Consider the following 15,775-nt stretch of genomic DNA (forward strand, 5'->3'; position numbering starts at 1 on the left):
GCGGCGGACCACGGGAGGAACGAAACAAATGGAACGACATTTCGACGAAGATTTACGGCAGTTGAAAGAACGTTTGCTTCGCATGGGCGCCATCGCGGAGGAAATGATCCAGAAAGCCGTTAAGGCGCTCTACGAACGGCGGGACGCCCTGACCGCCGAGGTCTTTGAACTGGAAAATGAGGTAAACCAAATGCACTTGGAAATCGACGATCGGTGCTTAAAACTGATCGCCCTGCACCAGCCCATGGCCGTGGATCTGCGCCTGATCACCGCCGCCATGAAGATCAACACCGATCTGGAACGCATCGCCGACCAAGCCGTCAACGTCGGGCAGACCTGCCATTACCATCTTCTGAAAGAAACCCCGGTCCCCGAGGTCGCACTCCTCACCCGCATGGCCGAGATCAGCCAAAAGATGCTTCGCGAATCTTTGGACGCCTTCGCGCGCCAGGATGTGGAACTGGCCAGGCAAGTCTTGGCCCAAGACGAAGAGGAAGACCGGCTGAAAGCGGAAGCCTTGACCAGCCTGATCGGCCGCTTAAAAAAGGATCCGGAACGTTCCTCTCAATACGTGGACTTGATTCTCCTTTCCCGCAACATGGAACGCATCGGCGACCACGCCACGAACGTCGCCGAAGACGTCATCTTCATGGTGCAAGGCAAAGACATCCGCCACCACAAGGGCGATCCAGTTTAACCCGGCCTTTTCCCCGCCTGGATCCTCTCCCCGGCCGTTATCGGGAAGACGGTTTCCTGAGACAAACCCCCGGTGACGGTCGGTGAAAATCCGTCGAGCCACACATTGATTTCGCTCCGAACCCCGAAGTCTTTCAGATAAATCCCGGGTTCAATGGAAAAAACGGTGTTCGCCAGGACCCGCCGGGTTTCAAAGGTCTCCAAACTGTCCATGTTGGCGCCGTTGGCGTGGTCTTCCGTCCCGATGGAATGGCCCGTTCGATGGAGAAAAAACCGCCCGTAACCCGCTGAAGAAATGAAGCCCCGGGCCGCCCGATCCACCTCCCACCCTTTCAACGGTCGACCCTTGTGAAATCGGGATTCGACGAGGGAGAGAGCCCTCTGCCGGGCGTCCCGCACGATCTTGAAAATTCGCTCGTATTTCTCGGGCACCCGTTCCCCTACGAAACCGCACCAGGTGATGTCAGCGTAAATCGCCCCCGGTCGATCTTCCTTGGCCCAAAGATCCAACAGGACCCAACTTCCCGGACCGATTTTTTTCCCACCCGACCGAGGCGTGGCGTAGTGGGGGAAAGCACTGTTCTTGTCCGCCGCCACGATGGGAGGCGCGCTCGTGACCAGGCCCCGTCGCCGAAACTCCTCCAGAATGAAGCGCTGAACCAGAGACTCATCCGTTCTTCCGGAACGGGCGATGAAAGAAAAGGCCTTTCCAACGATGGAGTGGAGAGCCCGGGCGGCCCGGACATGGGAATCGGCTTGGGCAGGCGACAAAGAGGATTCCATCGCCGCCACGAGGTCCCCGGAAGAAACGACGTTGACGCCGAGTGACCGTATCAACTCCAGCGTCCCGGCATCCACCCGGGAGATGGAGGGCACCGCCGCCCGGGGGGAATACTGCATGGCCACGCGGGATCCCTTCCCCAGCACGCGGACCAAAGCGGAGCGAAGTTCCTCCTGGGATCCATAGGCCACGATCTTCCCCGGAAGATGGTCCAGGGACCCCGGCTCAACCCGATGGACAATTTTTTTCGGCGCGCCGCGCCGGGGGACAAAATAAAACCAGCGCCGGGTGAACCATTTGTCTTCGGGAAGATGGAGAATCCTGGCCGCGATGGGGTCGTTGGCTTGAAAATAATAGAAGAGCCACCCCTCCAGAGCCGCGCCTTTCAAAGCGGATTGGACGGTTTTTAGGGAGAAACCGGCTTTACCCATTCTTTCCACCGCCGTGCGATAAAAGTTTTTTTGTCAGCGAGGAGATGGCCATGCCACGGGCGGCGGAGAGGCGAACCCATTTATACCCCGGCGCCTTCCCGGTCGCCACGCCCGCCCAAAGATCCACCCGGAGGTCCCGATGGGATAGAACGTGGCGTAAACTCCCCAACCGGTTTCCCGCCTCCACCCGTTCTCCCCCCACCGAGCACACCCCCGCCGCCCCTGCTCCCTCCTCCATCGGAAGTTCCCAGAGTCCGCTCCAGAGGCCTCCCGACGGACGACGGCGGAGAAGAACCCGGCCGTCTCTTTCCACCAGGAACGCGCGGAGGCGAACGACGCGAGGAGCCCCCTTTCGCCGCGAAGCCGGAAGCCGGTCCACCCATCCGTTTCGATAGGCCCAGCAAAGCGATGTCATGGGACAAGCGGCGCATTCCGGAATTCCGGGTTTGCAGACGGTCGCCCCGAAATCCATGAGGGCGGAGTTGAAATCCCGGGCGCCCCTGGCCGGCACCAGGGCCCGCGCCCTCTCCCAAATTGTTTTAAGAACCGCCGGGTGGCGCGCCTCTCCTTTGATGCCGAAAACCCGGGAAAGGACCCGGACGACGTTTCCATCCACCAGCGGTTCCGGCAAGTCGTAAGCAAAGGACAGGAGAGCCCCCGCGGTGTAAGGTCCCACTCCCGGAAGGTCCAGGACCTCTTCCCGCCCCCGGGGCAAACGGCCGCCATGTTTTCCAACGAGGATCTTGGCCGTGGCCTGCAGGTTCCGCGCCCGGGCGTAGTATCCTAAACCCGCCCACTGCTCCAAGACCCGCTCCAGCGGGGCCGACGCCAAACGACCGAGGGTCGGAAAGGCTTTCAGGAAACGGATGAAATAGGGGAGCACCGTGCTCACCCCGGTCTGCTGGAGCATGAATTCCGAAAGCAAGATATGGTACGGGTCGAACTCTCCACGCCACGGGAGATCGTGGCGTCCGTTGCGGACAAACCAATCCTGAAGCTTTTTATTAAATTTCAATTTGAAGGGGAAGTCCTCTCAGAATCCAGCCCGAGCTGATAAAGATCCGTGCGACGTTCACTGAAAAGATTGTTACCGGAGCCAAGGCGTTTGTCCCGGGCGAAAGCGGAATCGATCTCCACCACGGCGACCGACGGCTCCGTGGACGGGAGCCGTGCCAGAACCTCGCCGTTGGGAGAAACAATCTGGCTTTGTCCGATGAACGTTATTGGGCCGGCCCCCCCGGATTCGGTTCCCACGCGGTCCGCCGTGGCGGCAAAAACGCGGTTTTCAAGGCACCGGGTGATCATGGCCGCGGGACAATGCGGGAGAACGAGATTGGCCGGATGAAGGAGGACCTCGGCCCCCGCCAAGGCCAAAGTCCGCGCGGCCTCAGGGAAAAACCAATCGAAACAGATCAAGATTCCCACCCGGACCCCCGAAATATCCCAAACGGGAAATCCGTCGTTACCCGGCGAAAAGAAAAGTTTTTCCCGTCCAAACAAGTGCGCTTTCCGGTAAACCCCCACGAGCCCCTCGGGGCCCACGAGCGCGGCCGCGTTGTAAACCCGGCCGCCGGCCGCCTCGGGAAATCCGTAGACCACGTGAGCGTTTTTCTGCCGGGCGAAATCCGTCCAAAACCGGGAACTCTCCCCCGAGGCCGGTTCCGCCAACCCGCGGACCTCCTCCACGGTGGTGAAGTTGTAGCCAGAAAACGCCAATTCCGGCAGGACGTAAAGGTCCGCGGAAACCCCTTCTAAAAGAGACTCGGCGCGGGCTCGGTTTTCCTCCGTTTCGCCTCGCCGAGGATCCGTCTGCGCCACTGAAATTCGCATGGGTCGGGCCTCCACTTTCCCCTTGATTTTATACGAATCCGGGGTTAAAAGAGTATAGAACGATTCGAGACGGGAGGGAAACCAAAGAAATGAGGACGGAACAGCGCCTTTGGACCGCCGAGAACGGGTGGTCCGCCCCCCTGGGTCCCCTGGGAGGGGCCCAGTGGGTTTTGGTTTTCGGAAGTCCCGAACGCCTTCGCCTCCCTGAAACGTTTGAGGAACTTCGGCGCGCCTATCCGAAGGCGTATGTGATGGGCTGTTCTTCCGCCGGGGAAATCATCGGGACCGAAGTGAATGAGGATTCACTCGTCTTGACGGCCGTTTGCTTCGACCGAACCCGCGTGCAAGGAGTTTCGGACACTCTTCAAGATTCCAAGGAAAGCCAAACGGTCGGTGAACGCGTGGGTCGCCGGTTTCCCGCGGAAGGGCTTGTCCATGTTTTTGTGTTGGCGGAAGGCGTCCAGATCCATGGGGCGGACCTCTTGGCCGGGCTGGTCTCGGCTCTCCCGCCAGGGGTTCGCGTGACGGGCGGTTTGGCCGCTGACCGGGCTTTCTTTCGGGAAACCGTGGTCATGGCCGACGGGCCCGCCATGACCAACCGCGTGGCCGCCGTTGGTTTTTATGGGTCCTCTCTTCACGTGGCCACCGGGTCGCACAGCGGATGGGAAGCCTTCGGACCCGAACGGTTGATCACGCGATCCAAAGACAACGTGCTTTTCGAGTTGGACGGCCAGCGGGCCTTGACCCTTTATCAACATTCCCTCGGCGACCAAGCGGAAGGGCTTCCGGCGGCAGGTCTTTTGTTTCCTCTCCGGCTCCGGGCTCCCGCCAGGCGCACCGGCGTCCTACGGGCCGTCCTGGCGGTCAACGACGCCGACCACAGCCTCACTTTCGGCGGAAACATGCCCAGGGGATATTTCACTCGCCTGCTAAAAGTGAGCTTCGACCGATTAATCGACGGGGCCGTTCAGGCGGCGGCCCGGATTTTAGGTCAACTCGGCGGATCCAGCCCGAACCTCGCGGTCTTGGTCAGCGGTGTGGGACGGAAGATGGTTCTTCGACACCGAACGGAAGAGGAAATCGTTACGCTGAACCGGGGGTTGGGCCAGACCACCGCCATGGCTGGTTTCCACGCCTACGCCCAGTTCGCCCCCTTCGAGGGGGGGGCCGGTGGCGAGCTCCATAACCAAACGATGACGATCACCGCTTTTTCGGAGGATTGAATGGCGAAAGTTCACGACCTCATAAAAAGTCAGTACAAGAAACTCTTTAAGAACCGCCAGGGCCCCGTGGGTGTCTTGTGGCGTCGCCTGGTGCGCTCCATGAACGAAAGCCTCCTGCAAGAGGATCGGAATCGAAAACTTCTCGAACGAACCGCCGACCTCAACTCCCATGAAATCACTAAACGCAACGCTCAGATCCGCGCCATTTTCGAAACCTTCCCGGACATCTTTTTTGTGGTCACTCCCGCTGGCGTTATTGTGGAGGCGAACGGAGCCGCCCTCTCCGGAACGGGCCAGAGTCCGGGTTATTGGCTCGGTAAATCTTTGACGGAATTTCCAAATGAGGAGATTGGCCGGCGTTTCGAGGTTACGCTGGCTCGCGCGCGCGACACCCAGGCGGCGGCGACGCTGGAATACGCCTTCCTGTCCCAGGCGGGCCTCGCGTTCTACGAAGCGCGCGTCCGGCCGACCGAAGACGAACAAATGATCGTCCTGATTCGCGACATGACCGGCCGGAAAGCCGCGCTCGAGGCGCTGAAGGCCTCTGAGGAACGGTACGCGCTCGCCGCCCGCGCGGCCAACGACGGCCTTTGGGACTGGAATCTGCCCACCAACCACATTTATTTTTCGCCGCGCTGGAAAAATATTTTGGGTTATGGCGATGGCGAACTCGAGAACCACACCGGCGCTTGGTGGGACCGCATTCACCCGGACGACGTGGAACCGGTCAAACGCGCGCTCACCCAATTGGGAGAGAACGGGAAAGACACGGTGGAGATCGATTACCGAATTCGGCATCGGGACACCAGTTATCGCTGGGTCACCACGCGCGGCATTGCCGTGCGCGACACGGCCGGCGCGGCCTACCGCATCGTGGGGTCCCAGACCGACATCACGCCTCGCAAAGAAGCCGAAGAACGGCTGCGCCACGAGGGGTTTCACGACAAGGTCACCGGCCTCGCCAACCGAAGTCTTTTCATCGACCGGTTAACGAACGTGCTCGATCGCGTCAAACGCCAGCCGGGATATTTGTTCGCCGTGCTCTACGTGGATTTAGACCGTTTCAGCGCGGTCAATGAACGCGTCGGCCATGAACCCGCCGACCGGCTGTTACAGACCGTGGCGGCTCGGCTACGCTCTTTCGCGCGCGTCGGCGATACCGTCGCGCGATTGGGAGACGACGAGTTCGGGATCCTCCTGGACGGCATTTCCAACGACCGCGCGGCCGTGGTGTTCGCCGAGCGCATGCGCGAGCTGATCGCCTCCCCTGCGACGTGGGGCCGGAAGAGGTGATCGTCACAGCCAGCATGGGCATTATTTTGAACAGTTTCGACTCCTCCAGCGCGGAGGTCCTTTTGAATGAGGCGGAGAGCGCCATGCAACGGGCCAAACATGCCGGAAAAAACTGCCAGGAACTGTTCAGCCGTGAAACCTATTCCCGCCTGGTCTCCAAGCTCCGGGTCGAAACCGAACTCCGCCACGCCGCCGAGCGCGGGGAACTGCAGTTGTATTATCAACCCATCTTCAGCATCGCGGACGCTCGCATCCTCAGTTTGGAGGCTTTGATCCGATGGAACCACCCCCAGCGCGGAATGGTGTCGCCCTTGGAATTTATTCCCGTGGCGGAAGAAACCGGGCTCATCTTGAACGTGGGGGATTGGGTCATGAACGAAGTCTGCGAGCAAACGAGAAAATGGCACGAAGCCGGACATGCCCCGGTCGGCATTGCGATCAATTTTTCTCCGCGCCAGTTTCAACAACAGAACTTGCTCACCATGATCGGCGCCACCCTGGCCAAGTGCCGGAGTTCCGGCTTTCCCCTGGAACTGGAGATCACCGAAGGCGCCGCCATGCACGATGTGGATCAGTCCGTCAAAATCCTCCGAAGTTTACGGGAAATGGGCCTGCGGATTTCCATCGACGATTTCGGCGTGGGATATTCCTCGCTCAGTTGCCTGCGGCTCTTCCCTTTGAACACCTTGAAAATCGACCGCGGGTTCGTTCAGGGCGTTCCGAAGGTGAAAGACAACACCGCGATCACCAACGCCATCATCGGCATCGCCCACAGCCTGGGTCTCACGGTGGTGGCGGAAGGGGTGGAGACAGAAGAACAATTGAAGTTTTTAAGAGACCAAGGTTGCGAGGAAGCCCAGGGGTACCTCCTGGGCCGCCCCATGCCCGCCAAAGACATCGCGCCCCTTCTCCCCAAATCAAAACCCTCTTGACCCACCTGCTATAATTCTCTCCCCGGGACGCCGGCGACCCGGAAGCCCATTGTTCAAAGGAGTCACCATGGAATGGAAAATATTTTTTACCGTTTTCGGGACCGTATTCTTGGCGGAACTGGGAGACAAAACTCAGTTGGCCACCCTCCTTTTTTCCGCCAACCCCAACGTCAACAAGATCCTCGTTTTCGCCGCCGCCGCCTCGGCCCTCACCGCGACCTCGGCTCTTGGCGTGTTGGGGGGAACGCTCCTCGCCAAACACATCAACGAACGGCACCTGTCTATCTTGGCGGGAAGCGCGTTCCTCCTTATCGGAGGGTGGACGCTGGTGAAAGCCCTCCGAGGCTAGAATAAGGGAACCGGTTTATTGTCCCGCGGATCGAATCGCGGCAAAGGCCTTCGCCACTTCCGCCCAGACCCGGCGGGGGTCTTCGGAGAGGACGGGATCCAGGAGAGCGCCCCCGTCGTAGCTCCAGGCGGCGAGGTGGGTGGCGCCAGCCGCCACGGCCGCCCGGCAGGCCGTCCCGATCTCCCCCTCCGCCCCCTTCGGAAGACGCATGGCCTGGATCCAGACCTGCACCCCTTTCCCCTGAGGCCGTGCCAGGGCGGCGGTGCGTTCGGTGAAGCGGCGGACGTGTTTGTCCGGGTCCTGCCGGGTGGGGCGCCAACGCCAATAGGGGTCGGAGCCGAAGATGTCCAGGTCGGTTAAACTTCCCAAGCGCTCCCAGATCCGATCGTATTCCTCGTATCCTTCGAACGCATAAAGGCAAAGGGCGTTCCGTAATTTAAGCTCCCGCGCGTGTTTCAAGAGTTCCGACAGGAAATCGGCTAAACAATCGCGGCGGAAGGCTTTCGCCTCGGCGTCCAAGCGGGCCGGAGGCGGTTTCCCATACCGTTCGTGAAAAAGTTTTCGGCAGGGGTCGCACACACAACTGTAGACTCCTTCCCACTCCAAATCCCAATGAAAAAAAACGTGGGGCTCATCCCAAAAGATGACCTGCGCCCCGAGTTCCTGGGCGGCCCGAAGCCACTCCAGCATGAAATCCCGAAACACACGATGGTTCAAGCAGGCGGCCGGGACTCGCCGCCCATCGGACAAGACTTGCCAATCGTCCCGATGATCCAAAAGGAACTTCGAAAAAGATTCCCCGCCAAAAACCCCTCCCACCCCCCAGGGATCGACCCAGACCTCCATTCCCGCCCGCCGGGTGGCGCCCACGATGGCCCCCAGGGCGGACTTATGAAAATAAAGGTCGGTCTCGCTCAACGTATGGACCACATAGTCCGAAACTTCCGCCAACCGCGCGAGGTCCCTTTGGGCATGTTCCAGAAATCGGTTTCCCAGATAGGCCGCGCCGGTCTTGACCCGACTCGGTTCAGCGTTCTTCATCGACGGCCTCCCTTCGTTCACGCAAAAAGGCTTCGGGAATCCAGTAATCGTTTTGGGGGCGCCACCCGGACTCCCGGTTCAGATGACGGAACAAAACTTCCCGGAGTTCTCGAACGCGAGCCCGCCCGAGCGGCGTCCCGGCCAGATTCCGGCGCGCTTCTGGGTCAAGGTTCAACTGGAAATATTCAAAAGACACGCGGTTCGGACCGGGGTGATAAAGAATCCGTTCGTCTCCCATTTGCATCAGCCGATCGCGAAAAACCAGCGCCCCGTCTTCCCAGGCGGGGTCCAGCCGCAGATGTCCCGGAGCCTCCCGGTCTTCCACCAACAGATCCACCAATGGCGGCGGAAAGGTGTCCGGTCGAGTGGGCGTTGAAAGAGCGGAAGCGAGAAAGGGGGTCGGCGTTTCCGCGTAGACAATGCCCGGCTCCCCCGCCGGAAGGCCCCGGAGGAGGGGAATGCCTTCCCATCCCGACGGAGCGGGCAAATCCAAAAGGAACGCCGCCGTGGGAGCCACATCCACGGCCCGGCCAAGACGGACGGTTCGGCGACCGCCTCGACGGAGGGCGGTGTCCTCCGCCAGGAAGGGAGCGCCGAACAGCGCCGGCCCTTTCAACGACCAAGCGTCGGCCTCTTCCGCTGCCGTCAGGGGCAGGGCGCGGGCCGACCAAAGGATGACCGCCGTGGTTTGATCCAAACGGCGGTCTGCCAACGATTGGAGGAGCCGCGCGATGGATTCATCGAGAACCGCCACGTTCGCCTCGTAGAGACGTCGAACGGTTTTCCATTCGGCTTCCGTTAAAGGACGATCCAAGCGCCCGTCCCCTGGACGACGAAAGAAACCAGGGACCCCCGGTCTCAAACGAAAGGCGGCGCGAGGGGAGACCACCGCGGTCAACGGGCCCGGCGAAGAAAAATGAACCCAGAGGAAAAATTTTTTCTTCGAGGCCAAGGATTCAATGACGCCGCCCACCTCCTCCGACAAAAGATCGGAATCTGCGAACAGGGGCGATCCGAGCAGAAACGGGAACCTCCGTCCGAGGCGCCCGGAGAGGTACGGCAGGAGATGGGGAGACCGTTCCACCCATCGTCCCGCCAAGCGAGGCCAAAGACCGCTGGCCGGAACCCGGGCGTTATCGAATTCCTCCGCCATGCGTCCCAGAAAACCGCAGGGGCCATCCGCCCGAAACTCCGTCCACCATCCGTTCTCCCTCAGGAAAGCCGGCAAGCTTCCCAGAGGACCAGCAACGTCCTGGGCGGCGGGGAAATCATGGCGGAGACCGTGGGTTAAAGGGGACCTTCCCGTTAAAACTGTGGCGAGGGAGGGGACCAGGTCGGTGGAGGGAGGGACGGTGCGCGTCAACACCCGGGCGGAACGGACCATCCGGCCGAGAGGAGAGGGATCGGGCCCGTCTGGCGCTTTTAGGCTTTCGGCCCGCAGACCGTCCACCGAAATCAAGAGGAGGTTCGGTCCCGCGTTCCGGCCCGTCTGGGTCCAGACAACGAACCGCAGGCCCGCTCCGAAAAGGACCAAGGCGCTCCCCAGAACGCCGATGGCCACCCGCGTCGGGCGAGAGAACGCTAAAAACCAGGAATAGAGTCTTTGAATAAGCCGCAGACCCGCCAGGAGAACCAGAGTTCCAGCGAACACCAAAGCCAGCGCCCCGCAAACCCTTGGCGCTCGAACGGCCGCCAGTTCCTGAACCCAACCGGGAAACCCGCCCCGGTCTAAAAATGTTTCTTGGTACAGCGCCGGATGTCGCCCTAAGTCCCGGGCCAGCAGAAGCCCATGGGCCCACAGAGTGAGAGCCCCCGTCGCCCCGGCCACCACCCAGGATTTCAACCGCTCTGCTTTGAGTCGGGGCCAGAACCCACTCAGAAAGGCCCAGGCGTTTTGAACCGTGACGCCCCAAAGAACGCCCGCGAGGAGGTGGGTCCCTAAGAGAACGGCCTGAAAGAGGACCAAACGGCCTGTGAACCACGCCCGCGCCGTCGGAAGAATCTCCCCGCCCAAATCGGGGCCTAAGATCCGCCAGGGACCCGATTGAAGGATCCCCAGCACCCAAAGACCGACAAAAACGGCGGCGCCGGACCGGCTTTCCACCGAGAGGATCGACTCGCGGGTGGTCGCCACCACGTCGCGACCGCTGGCCAGAACCCACCGTTGCAGAAGGACCAGCGAACCCCGCGGCCCAGGCCACCTCGTCATGGCCGCCCTCCCACCGTCCCCGTGGAAACCACGGGAGGAACAATGGTCGAAGCGGGCCGGGTGGACCCCAGAACCACCGGACTCTCTATCGCCAATGCCCGGGGAAGGGGGACGGTCGGCGTCGATGTTGCAACGGCGGGGGGCGCGGCCTCGGCCGCGCCGACGGAAGGACTTTCCATGGGCAAGACGTCCGGCTCCGCCGTGCCGAGGACCGGGGGAGCCGAGGCCTTCTCCGCAAACCCGTCGTCCACCCAGGTCGAAACACGGCCCAGGGACGCGATCGGAGCGGAAGAAAAAGCGACGGGCGGAGCCCATCCGTCCATCCACCCGAACTTTGTCTGATCGTGCCACTCATCTCCCGCCGATTCAAAAAGCGGCAAACCCAGCCGCGACACCCGCCATTGCTCCACCGGAAGGTAGCGGCCATCAAAGACCACGTGCATCATGTAAGAGGATTCCGGAGGCCAGGTGCGGAACCGCACCGTTCCGGACGTCGAGGAAACAGCGAAGGACCATTCGTAGGCCCCCCGGCGAACGATCGGCACCGTTCCCTCGACCGCATCGATCCGACCGGCGGAACAAGTCACGACGCCGGCCAGTCGCGCGCCCTGGGGGTTCCTAAAACCCAACCGAACCTCCACGGGATCAGGGTCCGCCTCCTCCATCACGGATCGCAGACGCGCCAACAGATCCCGACGCGAACGCGCTAAGTTTCGGTGCTCTCCCGGGTCGGTCCAAAGGTCAAAAATTTCCTCGGCGGGCCAGTCGGTCCTGACGGAAGAGGAACACAACCACGCCGTCCGGACGCGGCGAGGTTCGGGGGGCGCATGGCGGATATACTTAAACCTTCCGTCAATAATGAGCGCCTTGGCCCGCGGGGCGCGAATCGCCACGCGGGCGTTGGCCTCTTCCAGCCAAGGACCGCCCCCTAGATCGCACGCTCGCCCGTCGCCGGCCGGCAGGGGAACGCCCAGGGCGCTTAGGATCGTCGGACCGACATCCACCAGCTGGGCTGGAAGGGTCACCACGACCGGGCCGTTCAGAGCGGGATGGCGAAGAACGAAAACCGTTCGGATTTCCCTTTCCCGCAACCCAAGGCCCGTTTCGTTCCAAAACAGGGTTCCTCGCCTCCCGGTGGGGGGCCAGCGCACGGGATTTTCCACCGCGGCGGATCCGCGGAGGGAAACCAAAGCCAGGACCGGAGGGGCCCGATCGGTGCGGAGCTTTTCGGCCAGACGGCCCAGCGTGTCGTCCAGATAGGCGGCGTCCGTCGATTCCCGCCATAGAACCCAACGAGATCGAGACCAGGGCCATCGCTGGAACGAAAGCGCCCAGAACCGCGCGGGAGACCAACGGTGACGAGGCGGATCCCGAAACAAGACAAACACCAAGACGGGGCCTCGCCTTCCCCCATCCCGCGCCCAAGCCAAGGCTCGGTTCGAGGCGAGGAGGGGATCGTAGCCGTCGTGGGGCACCGCGTGAATCTCGCTGAACCCCGCCTCGGCCAGGAGAGCCACGGTCGCTTCATCGAAAGGGCCCACCGCCAGCGTGCGGTAACCGAGAGCGGCCAAGGCGCGCGGCCAAGCGGACTCCTTCAACGGAACAACCAGGGGATCGGGGGATTCGCGCCGAGAGTGGAAAAGGTGGGCCAGGGCGCGGGGCGTCCGGGTATCCGTCGTGTAAAAGCGGCTGAACGCCACGGATTCCCGGATCAGTTCCCGGAGCCGGGGAGGGACGAGGCTGGAGGACTCCTCCAATCCGATCCCGTCTCCCGGACCTTTTTCCAGCGCGGCCAACACGATGTTGCTTCCGGGCGGAAGACGGTTCTGGCGTGATCGGAAAGGAGGCGGCGTCGCGGCCGGGGACCAAAGCGCGGGGGCGCCCCACAAAGCCAACGCCGAGCCGGAGGGGGATGAACCTCGTACGATCTCGACGCGGAGACGGATTCGAGCCGGCCGACCGGCCCAGGCGGAGACGTCCACCCGGAATGGAATCCAACGTTCATCTGGGTGTTCGGCACCGGAGATCGCTTCGCGCCATCGACGGGGAAGGCGCGCCGTCCATGCGTGGAGTTCTTGGTGACGGCGAGGAAGAACCGTTTCAGAGAAAAGGCGTTGGGGATCTCCGCGCTCGTCCATCCGTTCCACTAGGAAATGAAACCCCGGACCGCCGGAAAGAATTCCCGCCCGAAAATCAAGGGAAGCCGCGACGGGAAGGACGCCGGACCACTCGTAAAAACCGCCGTCTTCGGCGGGCAAAGCCTCCAAGCACGTTCGACCGGACACGTCAGAGAGCGTGACCCGAACCACCCCCGGCTTTCCGGCCGCCCATTTAAAATGAGCTTCGGGATGCTTCGTCCGCAGGGCCGAAAGCCCCTCCCACGCCGGCCGCCCCGCCGCGGAACGGTAGGGCGGCGACGGGTTGGTCCAATCCAGGCGGACCTCCCGCCGTGTGGAGTTCGGTTCTTCGCCTGACGGGGAAAGTCGACGGCGATCGTCCACCAAGACCACGGTTAAAAAATAAAAGAGCCCCCCGCCCGCGGCCAGAAGAGCCGCCAGCGCCGCGAACCAAAACCCCCGCTTCAGCGGGGAGACGTGCATGGGCGGCCCCCCCCTTTATTAACGGAAATTCACGAACTGAAGCGCCAAACCGAAGTCCTTTCCCCGGAGGAGGGCCATGGCCTCTTGCAAGGCGTCCTTGGACTTCCCGGTCACCCGAAGTTGGTCCCCCTGAATGGAGGAAGTCACCTTCAGTTTTGCGTCCTTGATCGCTCGGACCATTTCCTTGGCTTTCTCGGAGGCGACGCCCTGGACGATTTTTGCCGTTTGTCGGACAGTCCCCCCTTCCGCCGGGTCCACGGAACCAAAGTCCAGCGCTTTCAGCGACACCCCTTGCTTGACCAGGCGGTTTTGGAGGATGTCCAACACGCTCTTCAGTTTCCCATCGTTATCGGAAAAAAGCGTGAGCGTACCGCCTTTTTTGTCCAATTCCAGACGGCTCACGCTGCCCTTGAAATCGAACCGGGTGGTTATTTCGCGGAGCGCCGAATTCACGGCGTTGTCCACGGCCTGCAGGTCCACTTTACTGACGACATCGAAGGAGAATTCTTCCGCCATTGGGAACCTCCCATTTGACCGGAATCGTCTTCCGGAAGATCTCCGGAGCGCCCCGCGAACGGGGGCTCCGGGTTTACTTCAAAAGCGCCACGCCCAAGGCCACGAAGATCACGCCGAACACCTTGCTCCGCGTGAGCGGTTCATGGAAAAACAAAACACTGAAGACCAAGGCGACCACGGGCCAGGACCCTCCGACCGCCGCCACGCGGCCCACGTCCCCCGCCTTGAGCGCCCGGTAGAAGAAAACCTGAGCCACGACGCTCGCCAAGACCCCCCCGCCCATGAGAGCCATCTTGGCCCGCCCGTCCATGGAAAGGAACCGGCCAGGAAGCCCGGGCGATAGAAGGAGGAAAGCCACACACCCGATACAAACGCCGAGGGTGCGGGCCAAAACGCCCGCCGTGGGGTCGGTGTTTCTCAACCCCCATTTTTCAATGAAAGAGGAGAAACCCCAGATGAACGCCGCCACCAACGCCAGGGAAAAGGGAGTCATCGCGGGGTCATTCTAGGAAATCCGGGAGAGGTTGCGGCGTTGCCGATCGGGGAGAGATTTGAGAAAATGCCCCCATGCCCAAGCCCCCCGTTTCCCTGCGTTATGAAAAAGCCGGCCGCGGGGGAAAAGCCGTAACGATCCTGGCGGGATTGCGCCTTCACCCGGAAGGCAAAACGGCGCTTCTCGCCGAACTTAAGAAACGGCTGGGGGCGGGTGGCACCGTTAAAAACGGCGTTTTGGAACTGCAAGGCGACCAACGCGAACGCCTTCCCCCCCTGCTGGCCACCCTCGGCTTCCACGTCAACGGCGACCGTTGAACCCAGAAAGGACGAACCCCGCCCCCCTCCGCGGGAGCGCCCATCGGAGGGGAGCGGGGTTCTTGAAAGACAGCGGAAAAGGGATCAAGCGACCCCGCTCACCGCGTCCACGAGCGTGCGCGCCGGAAAGCGCGCGGAGGACCGTCGATTATCGACGAACCATCTTAGCGCGGGAAACGTCCCCTTGCTTGTCCAAGAAGTACAGGTAGCCCTTTTCTTTCTTGACGCCCACCTTTTCAACCTTCTGGATTTTGCCGCCCTTCTTGCCGCCGCGGGCCATCTTCGCCCGAGAGACGTCGCCCTGCTTGTCAATGAAGTAAAGGAACCCGTCTTCTCTCTTGATTCCAGCCTTCGCGATTTTTTGTGCCATGTGTTTCACCTCCCCGGTTTTTGATGTGTTCCCTCAACGGGAAACACTGTAGCATTTGAGAAACAAAAAGCAAGCCCCTTTCCGTCGATCTTCCAAACGGCTTCCGTCGGCCGACGAGCGAAGCGTTTTACCGCCGACAAAAAGCTAAACCCGACCCTCGAAAAGCCGGCCCTGGGGTTCTTCCGGCTGGGTGATCAGGCTCTCGCGAAGCCAGGAATCGATGACCTCTTTGGAAAAGCGGTATTGCCGTCCGATGCGGGAAGCGGGGATTTTTCGCTGGCGAATGAGACCGTAAATTTTAGATTTCCCAATACCTAAATAGGCGGCCAGTTCCCGGATGTCCATGACCTCTTTAGCCAACTGCCCGCCATCCTGTGCCATATTCTGCCGAAGCCCTCCATTGGTGTCCAACAAAGAACTTATAGAAAATACCTTCGTCGAAAGTCAAGGTTATTTTTCCACCTTTTGTCAGGAATTGTTTTCCGTTGCCGGGAGACGTCTTCTTTCGCCGAACGGGAAGCGGTCACCAGCGAAGGCGACTCTTGTCTCTTTGGCCAGGTGAAGTAAAAAGGGAGAGATTCGCGGCCCAGCGCCTGCGCATGAAATAAGCCGAGGCAAGGGCAGGGATGACGGAACGGTTTTGAATTCCGATGCCCGCACGTAAAACGGGTCCGCGTCTCCCGAGGGAAGACGC

Annotated in this window: 16 protein-coding genes; 6 read left to right on the forward strand and 10 right to left on the reverse strand. The window is 61.4% G+C overall.

Annotated elements, in window-relative coordinates; translation table 11 throughout:
- The first annotated feature begins 28 nt into the window (after window positions 1-28).
- On the forward strand, window positions 29-697 hold the full coding sequence (gene phoU / locus IPP35_06620) for a phosphate signaling complex protein PhoU (GenBank protein MBL0058770.1): 669 nt from the start codon (window positions 29-31) through the stop codon (window positions 695-697).
- Here phoU and IPP35_06625 read toward each other — a convergent pair.
- From IPP35_06625 to IPP35_06635, 3 genes are read right to left on the reverse strand one after another with little or no spacing between them, the layout of a single operon-like run.
- The gene (locus IPP35_06625) at window positions 694-1,908 is read right to left on the reverse strand and encodes a M24 family metallopeptidase (protein ID MBL0058771.1); all 1,215 of its coding nucleotides are present in this window, start codon (window positions 1,906-1,908) and stop codon (window positions 694-696) included. The two genes, phoU and IPP35_06625, sit on opposite strands and share 4 nt — an antisense overlap.
- Window positions 1,901-2,923 (reverse strand): A/G-specific adenine glycosylase, encoded by a 1,023-nt coding sequence (gene mutY, locus IPP35_06630; GenBank protein ID MBL0058772.1) that lies wholly within the window; start codon window positions 2,921-2,923, stop codon window positions 1,901-1,903. Before mutY ends, IPP35_06625 begins: the two co-directional genes overlap by 8 nt.
- Entirely contained in the window at window positions 2,920-3,738 is an 819-nt protein-coding gene (locus IPP35_06635; GenBank protein MBL0058773.1) for an acyltransferase, read from the reverse strand. Before IPP35_06635 ends, mutY begins: the two co-directional genes overlap by 4 nt.
- An 89-nt stretch (window positions 3,739-3,827) precedes the next feature.
- Here IPP35_06635 and IPP35_06640 point away from each other — a divergent pair, with 89 nt between their 5' ends.
- From IPP35_06640 to IPP35_06655, 4 genes are all read left to right on the forward strand, one after another.
- The gene (locus tag IPP35_06640) at window positions 3,828-4,961 is read left to right on the forward strand and encodes an FIST C-terminal domain-containing protein (protein ID MBL0058774.1); all 1,134 of its coding nucleotides are present in this window, start codon (window positions 3,828-3,830) and stop codon (window positions 4,959-4,961) included.
- On the forward strand, window positions 4,962-6,254 hold the full coding sequence (locus IPP35_06645; GenBank protein ID MBL0058775.1) for a diguanylate cyclase: 1,293 nt from the start codon (window positions 4,962-4,964) through the stop codon (window positions 6,252-6,254). It begins immediately after the preceding gene.
- Complete coding sequence (locus IPP35_06650; GenBank protein MBL0058776.1) at window positions 6,251-7,186, forward strand: EAL domain-containing protein; 936 nt, start codon at window positions 6,251-6,253, stop codon at window positions 7,184-7,186. The genes IPP35_06645 and IPP35_06650 overlap by 4 nt, the downstream gene beginning before the upstream one ends.
- 67 nt (window positions 7,187-7,253) lie before the next feature.
- Window positions 7,254-7,535: a TMEM165/GDT1 family protein gene (locus IPP35_06655; GenBank protein MBL0058777.1), complete on the forward strand. Its 282-nt coding sequence runs from the start codon at window positions 7,254-7,256 to the stop codon at window positions 7,533-7,535.
- Between the two features lie 15 nt (window positions 7,536-7,550).
- On the opposite strand, the gene IPP35_06660 is transcribed toward IPP35_06655, so the two are convergent.
- The 5 genes from IPP35_06660 to IPP35_06680 all read right to left on the reverse strand — a co-directional run bounded on the left by IPP35_06660 (window position 7,551) and on the right by IPP35_06680 (window position 14,394).
- The gene (locus tag IPP35_06660) at window positions 7,551-8,576 is read right to left on the reverse strand and encodes a hypothetical protein (GenBank protein ID MBL0058778.1); all 1,026 of its coding nucleotides are present in this window, start codon (window positions 8,574-8,576) and stop codon (window positions 7,551-7,553) included.
- Window positions 8,563-10,785 (reverse strand): sulfatase-like hydrolase/transferase, encoded by a 2,223-nt coding sequence (locus IPP35_06665; protein MBL0058779.1) that lies wholly within the window; start codon window positions 10,783-10,785, stop codon window positions 8,563-8,565. Before IPP35_06665 ends, IPP35_06660 begins: the two co-directional genes overlap by 14 nt.
- Window positions 10,782-13,385 carry a sulfatase-like hydrolase/transferase gene (locus tag IPP35_06670; protein MBL0058780.1) on the reverse strand — a complete coding sequence of 868 codons (2,604 nt, stop codon included), beginning with the start codon at window positions 13,383-13,385 and terminating at the stop codon, window positions 10,782-10,784. Before IPP35_06670 ends, IPP35_06665 begins: the two co-directional genes overlap by 4 nt.
- A gap of 18 nt (window positions 13,386-13,403) precedes the next feature.
- Window positions 13,404-13,901: a YajQ family cyclic di-GMP-binding protein gene (locus tag IPP35_06675; GenBank protein MBL0058781.1), complete on the reverse strand. Its 498-nt coding sequence runs from the start codon at window positions 13,899-13,901 to the stop codon at window positions 13,404-13,406.
- Between the two features lie 73 nt (window positions 13,902-13,974).
- Window positions 13,975-14,394 (reverse strand): DMT family transporter, encoded by a 420-nt coding sequence (locus IPP35_06680; protein ID MBL0058782.1) that lies wholly within the window; start codon window positions 14,392-14,394, stop codon window positions 13,975-13,977.
- Between the two features lie 74 nt (window positions 14,395-14,468).
- Between IPP35_06680 and IPP35_06685 the strand changes: the two genes are divergently transcribed.
- Window positions 14,469-14,711: a translation initiation factor gene (locus IPP35_06685; protein ID MBL0058783.1), complete on the forward strand. Its 243-nt coding sequence runs from the start codon at window positions 14,469-14,471 to the stop codon at window positions 14,709-14,711.
- Window positions 14,712-14,859: 148 nt separating this feature from the next.
- Here IPP35_06685 and IPP35_06690 read toward each other — a convergent pair whose 3' ends face one another.
- The gene (locus IPP35_06690; protein ID MBL0058784.1) at window positions 14,860-15,081 is read right to left on the reverse strand and encodes a hypothetical protein; all 222 of its coding nucleotides are present in this window, start codon (window positions 15,079-15,081) and stop codon (window positions 14,860-14,862) included.
- A 144-nt stretch (window positions 15,082-15,225) separates the two neighbouring features.
- Entirely contained in the window at window positions 15,226-15,462 is a 237-nt protein-coding gene (locus tag IPP35_06695) for a helix-turn-helix domain-containing protein (GenBank protein ID MBL0058785.1), read from the reverse strand.
- Window positions 15,463-15,775 lie beyond the last annotated feature (313 nt).

The sequence above is a fragment of the Elusimicrobiota bacterium genome (genome assembly GCA_016721625.1).
GTDB lineage: Bacteria > Elusimicrobiota > Elusimicrobia > FEN-1173 > FEN-1173 > JADKHR01.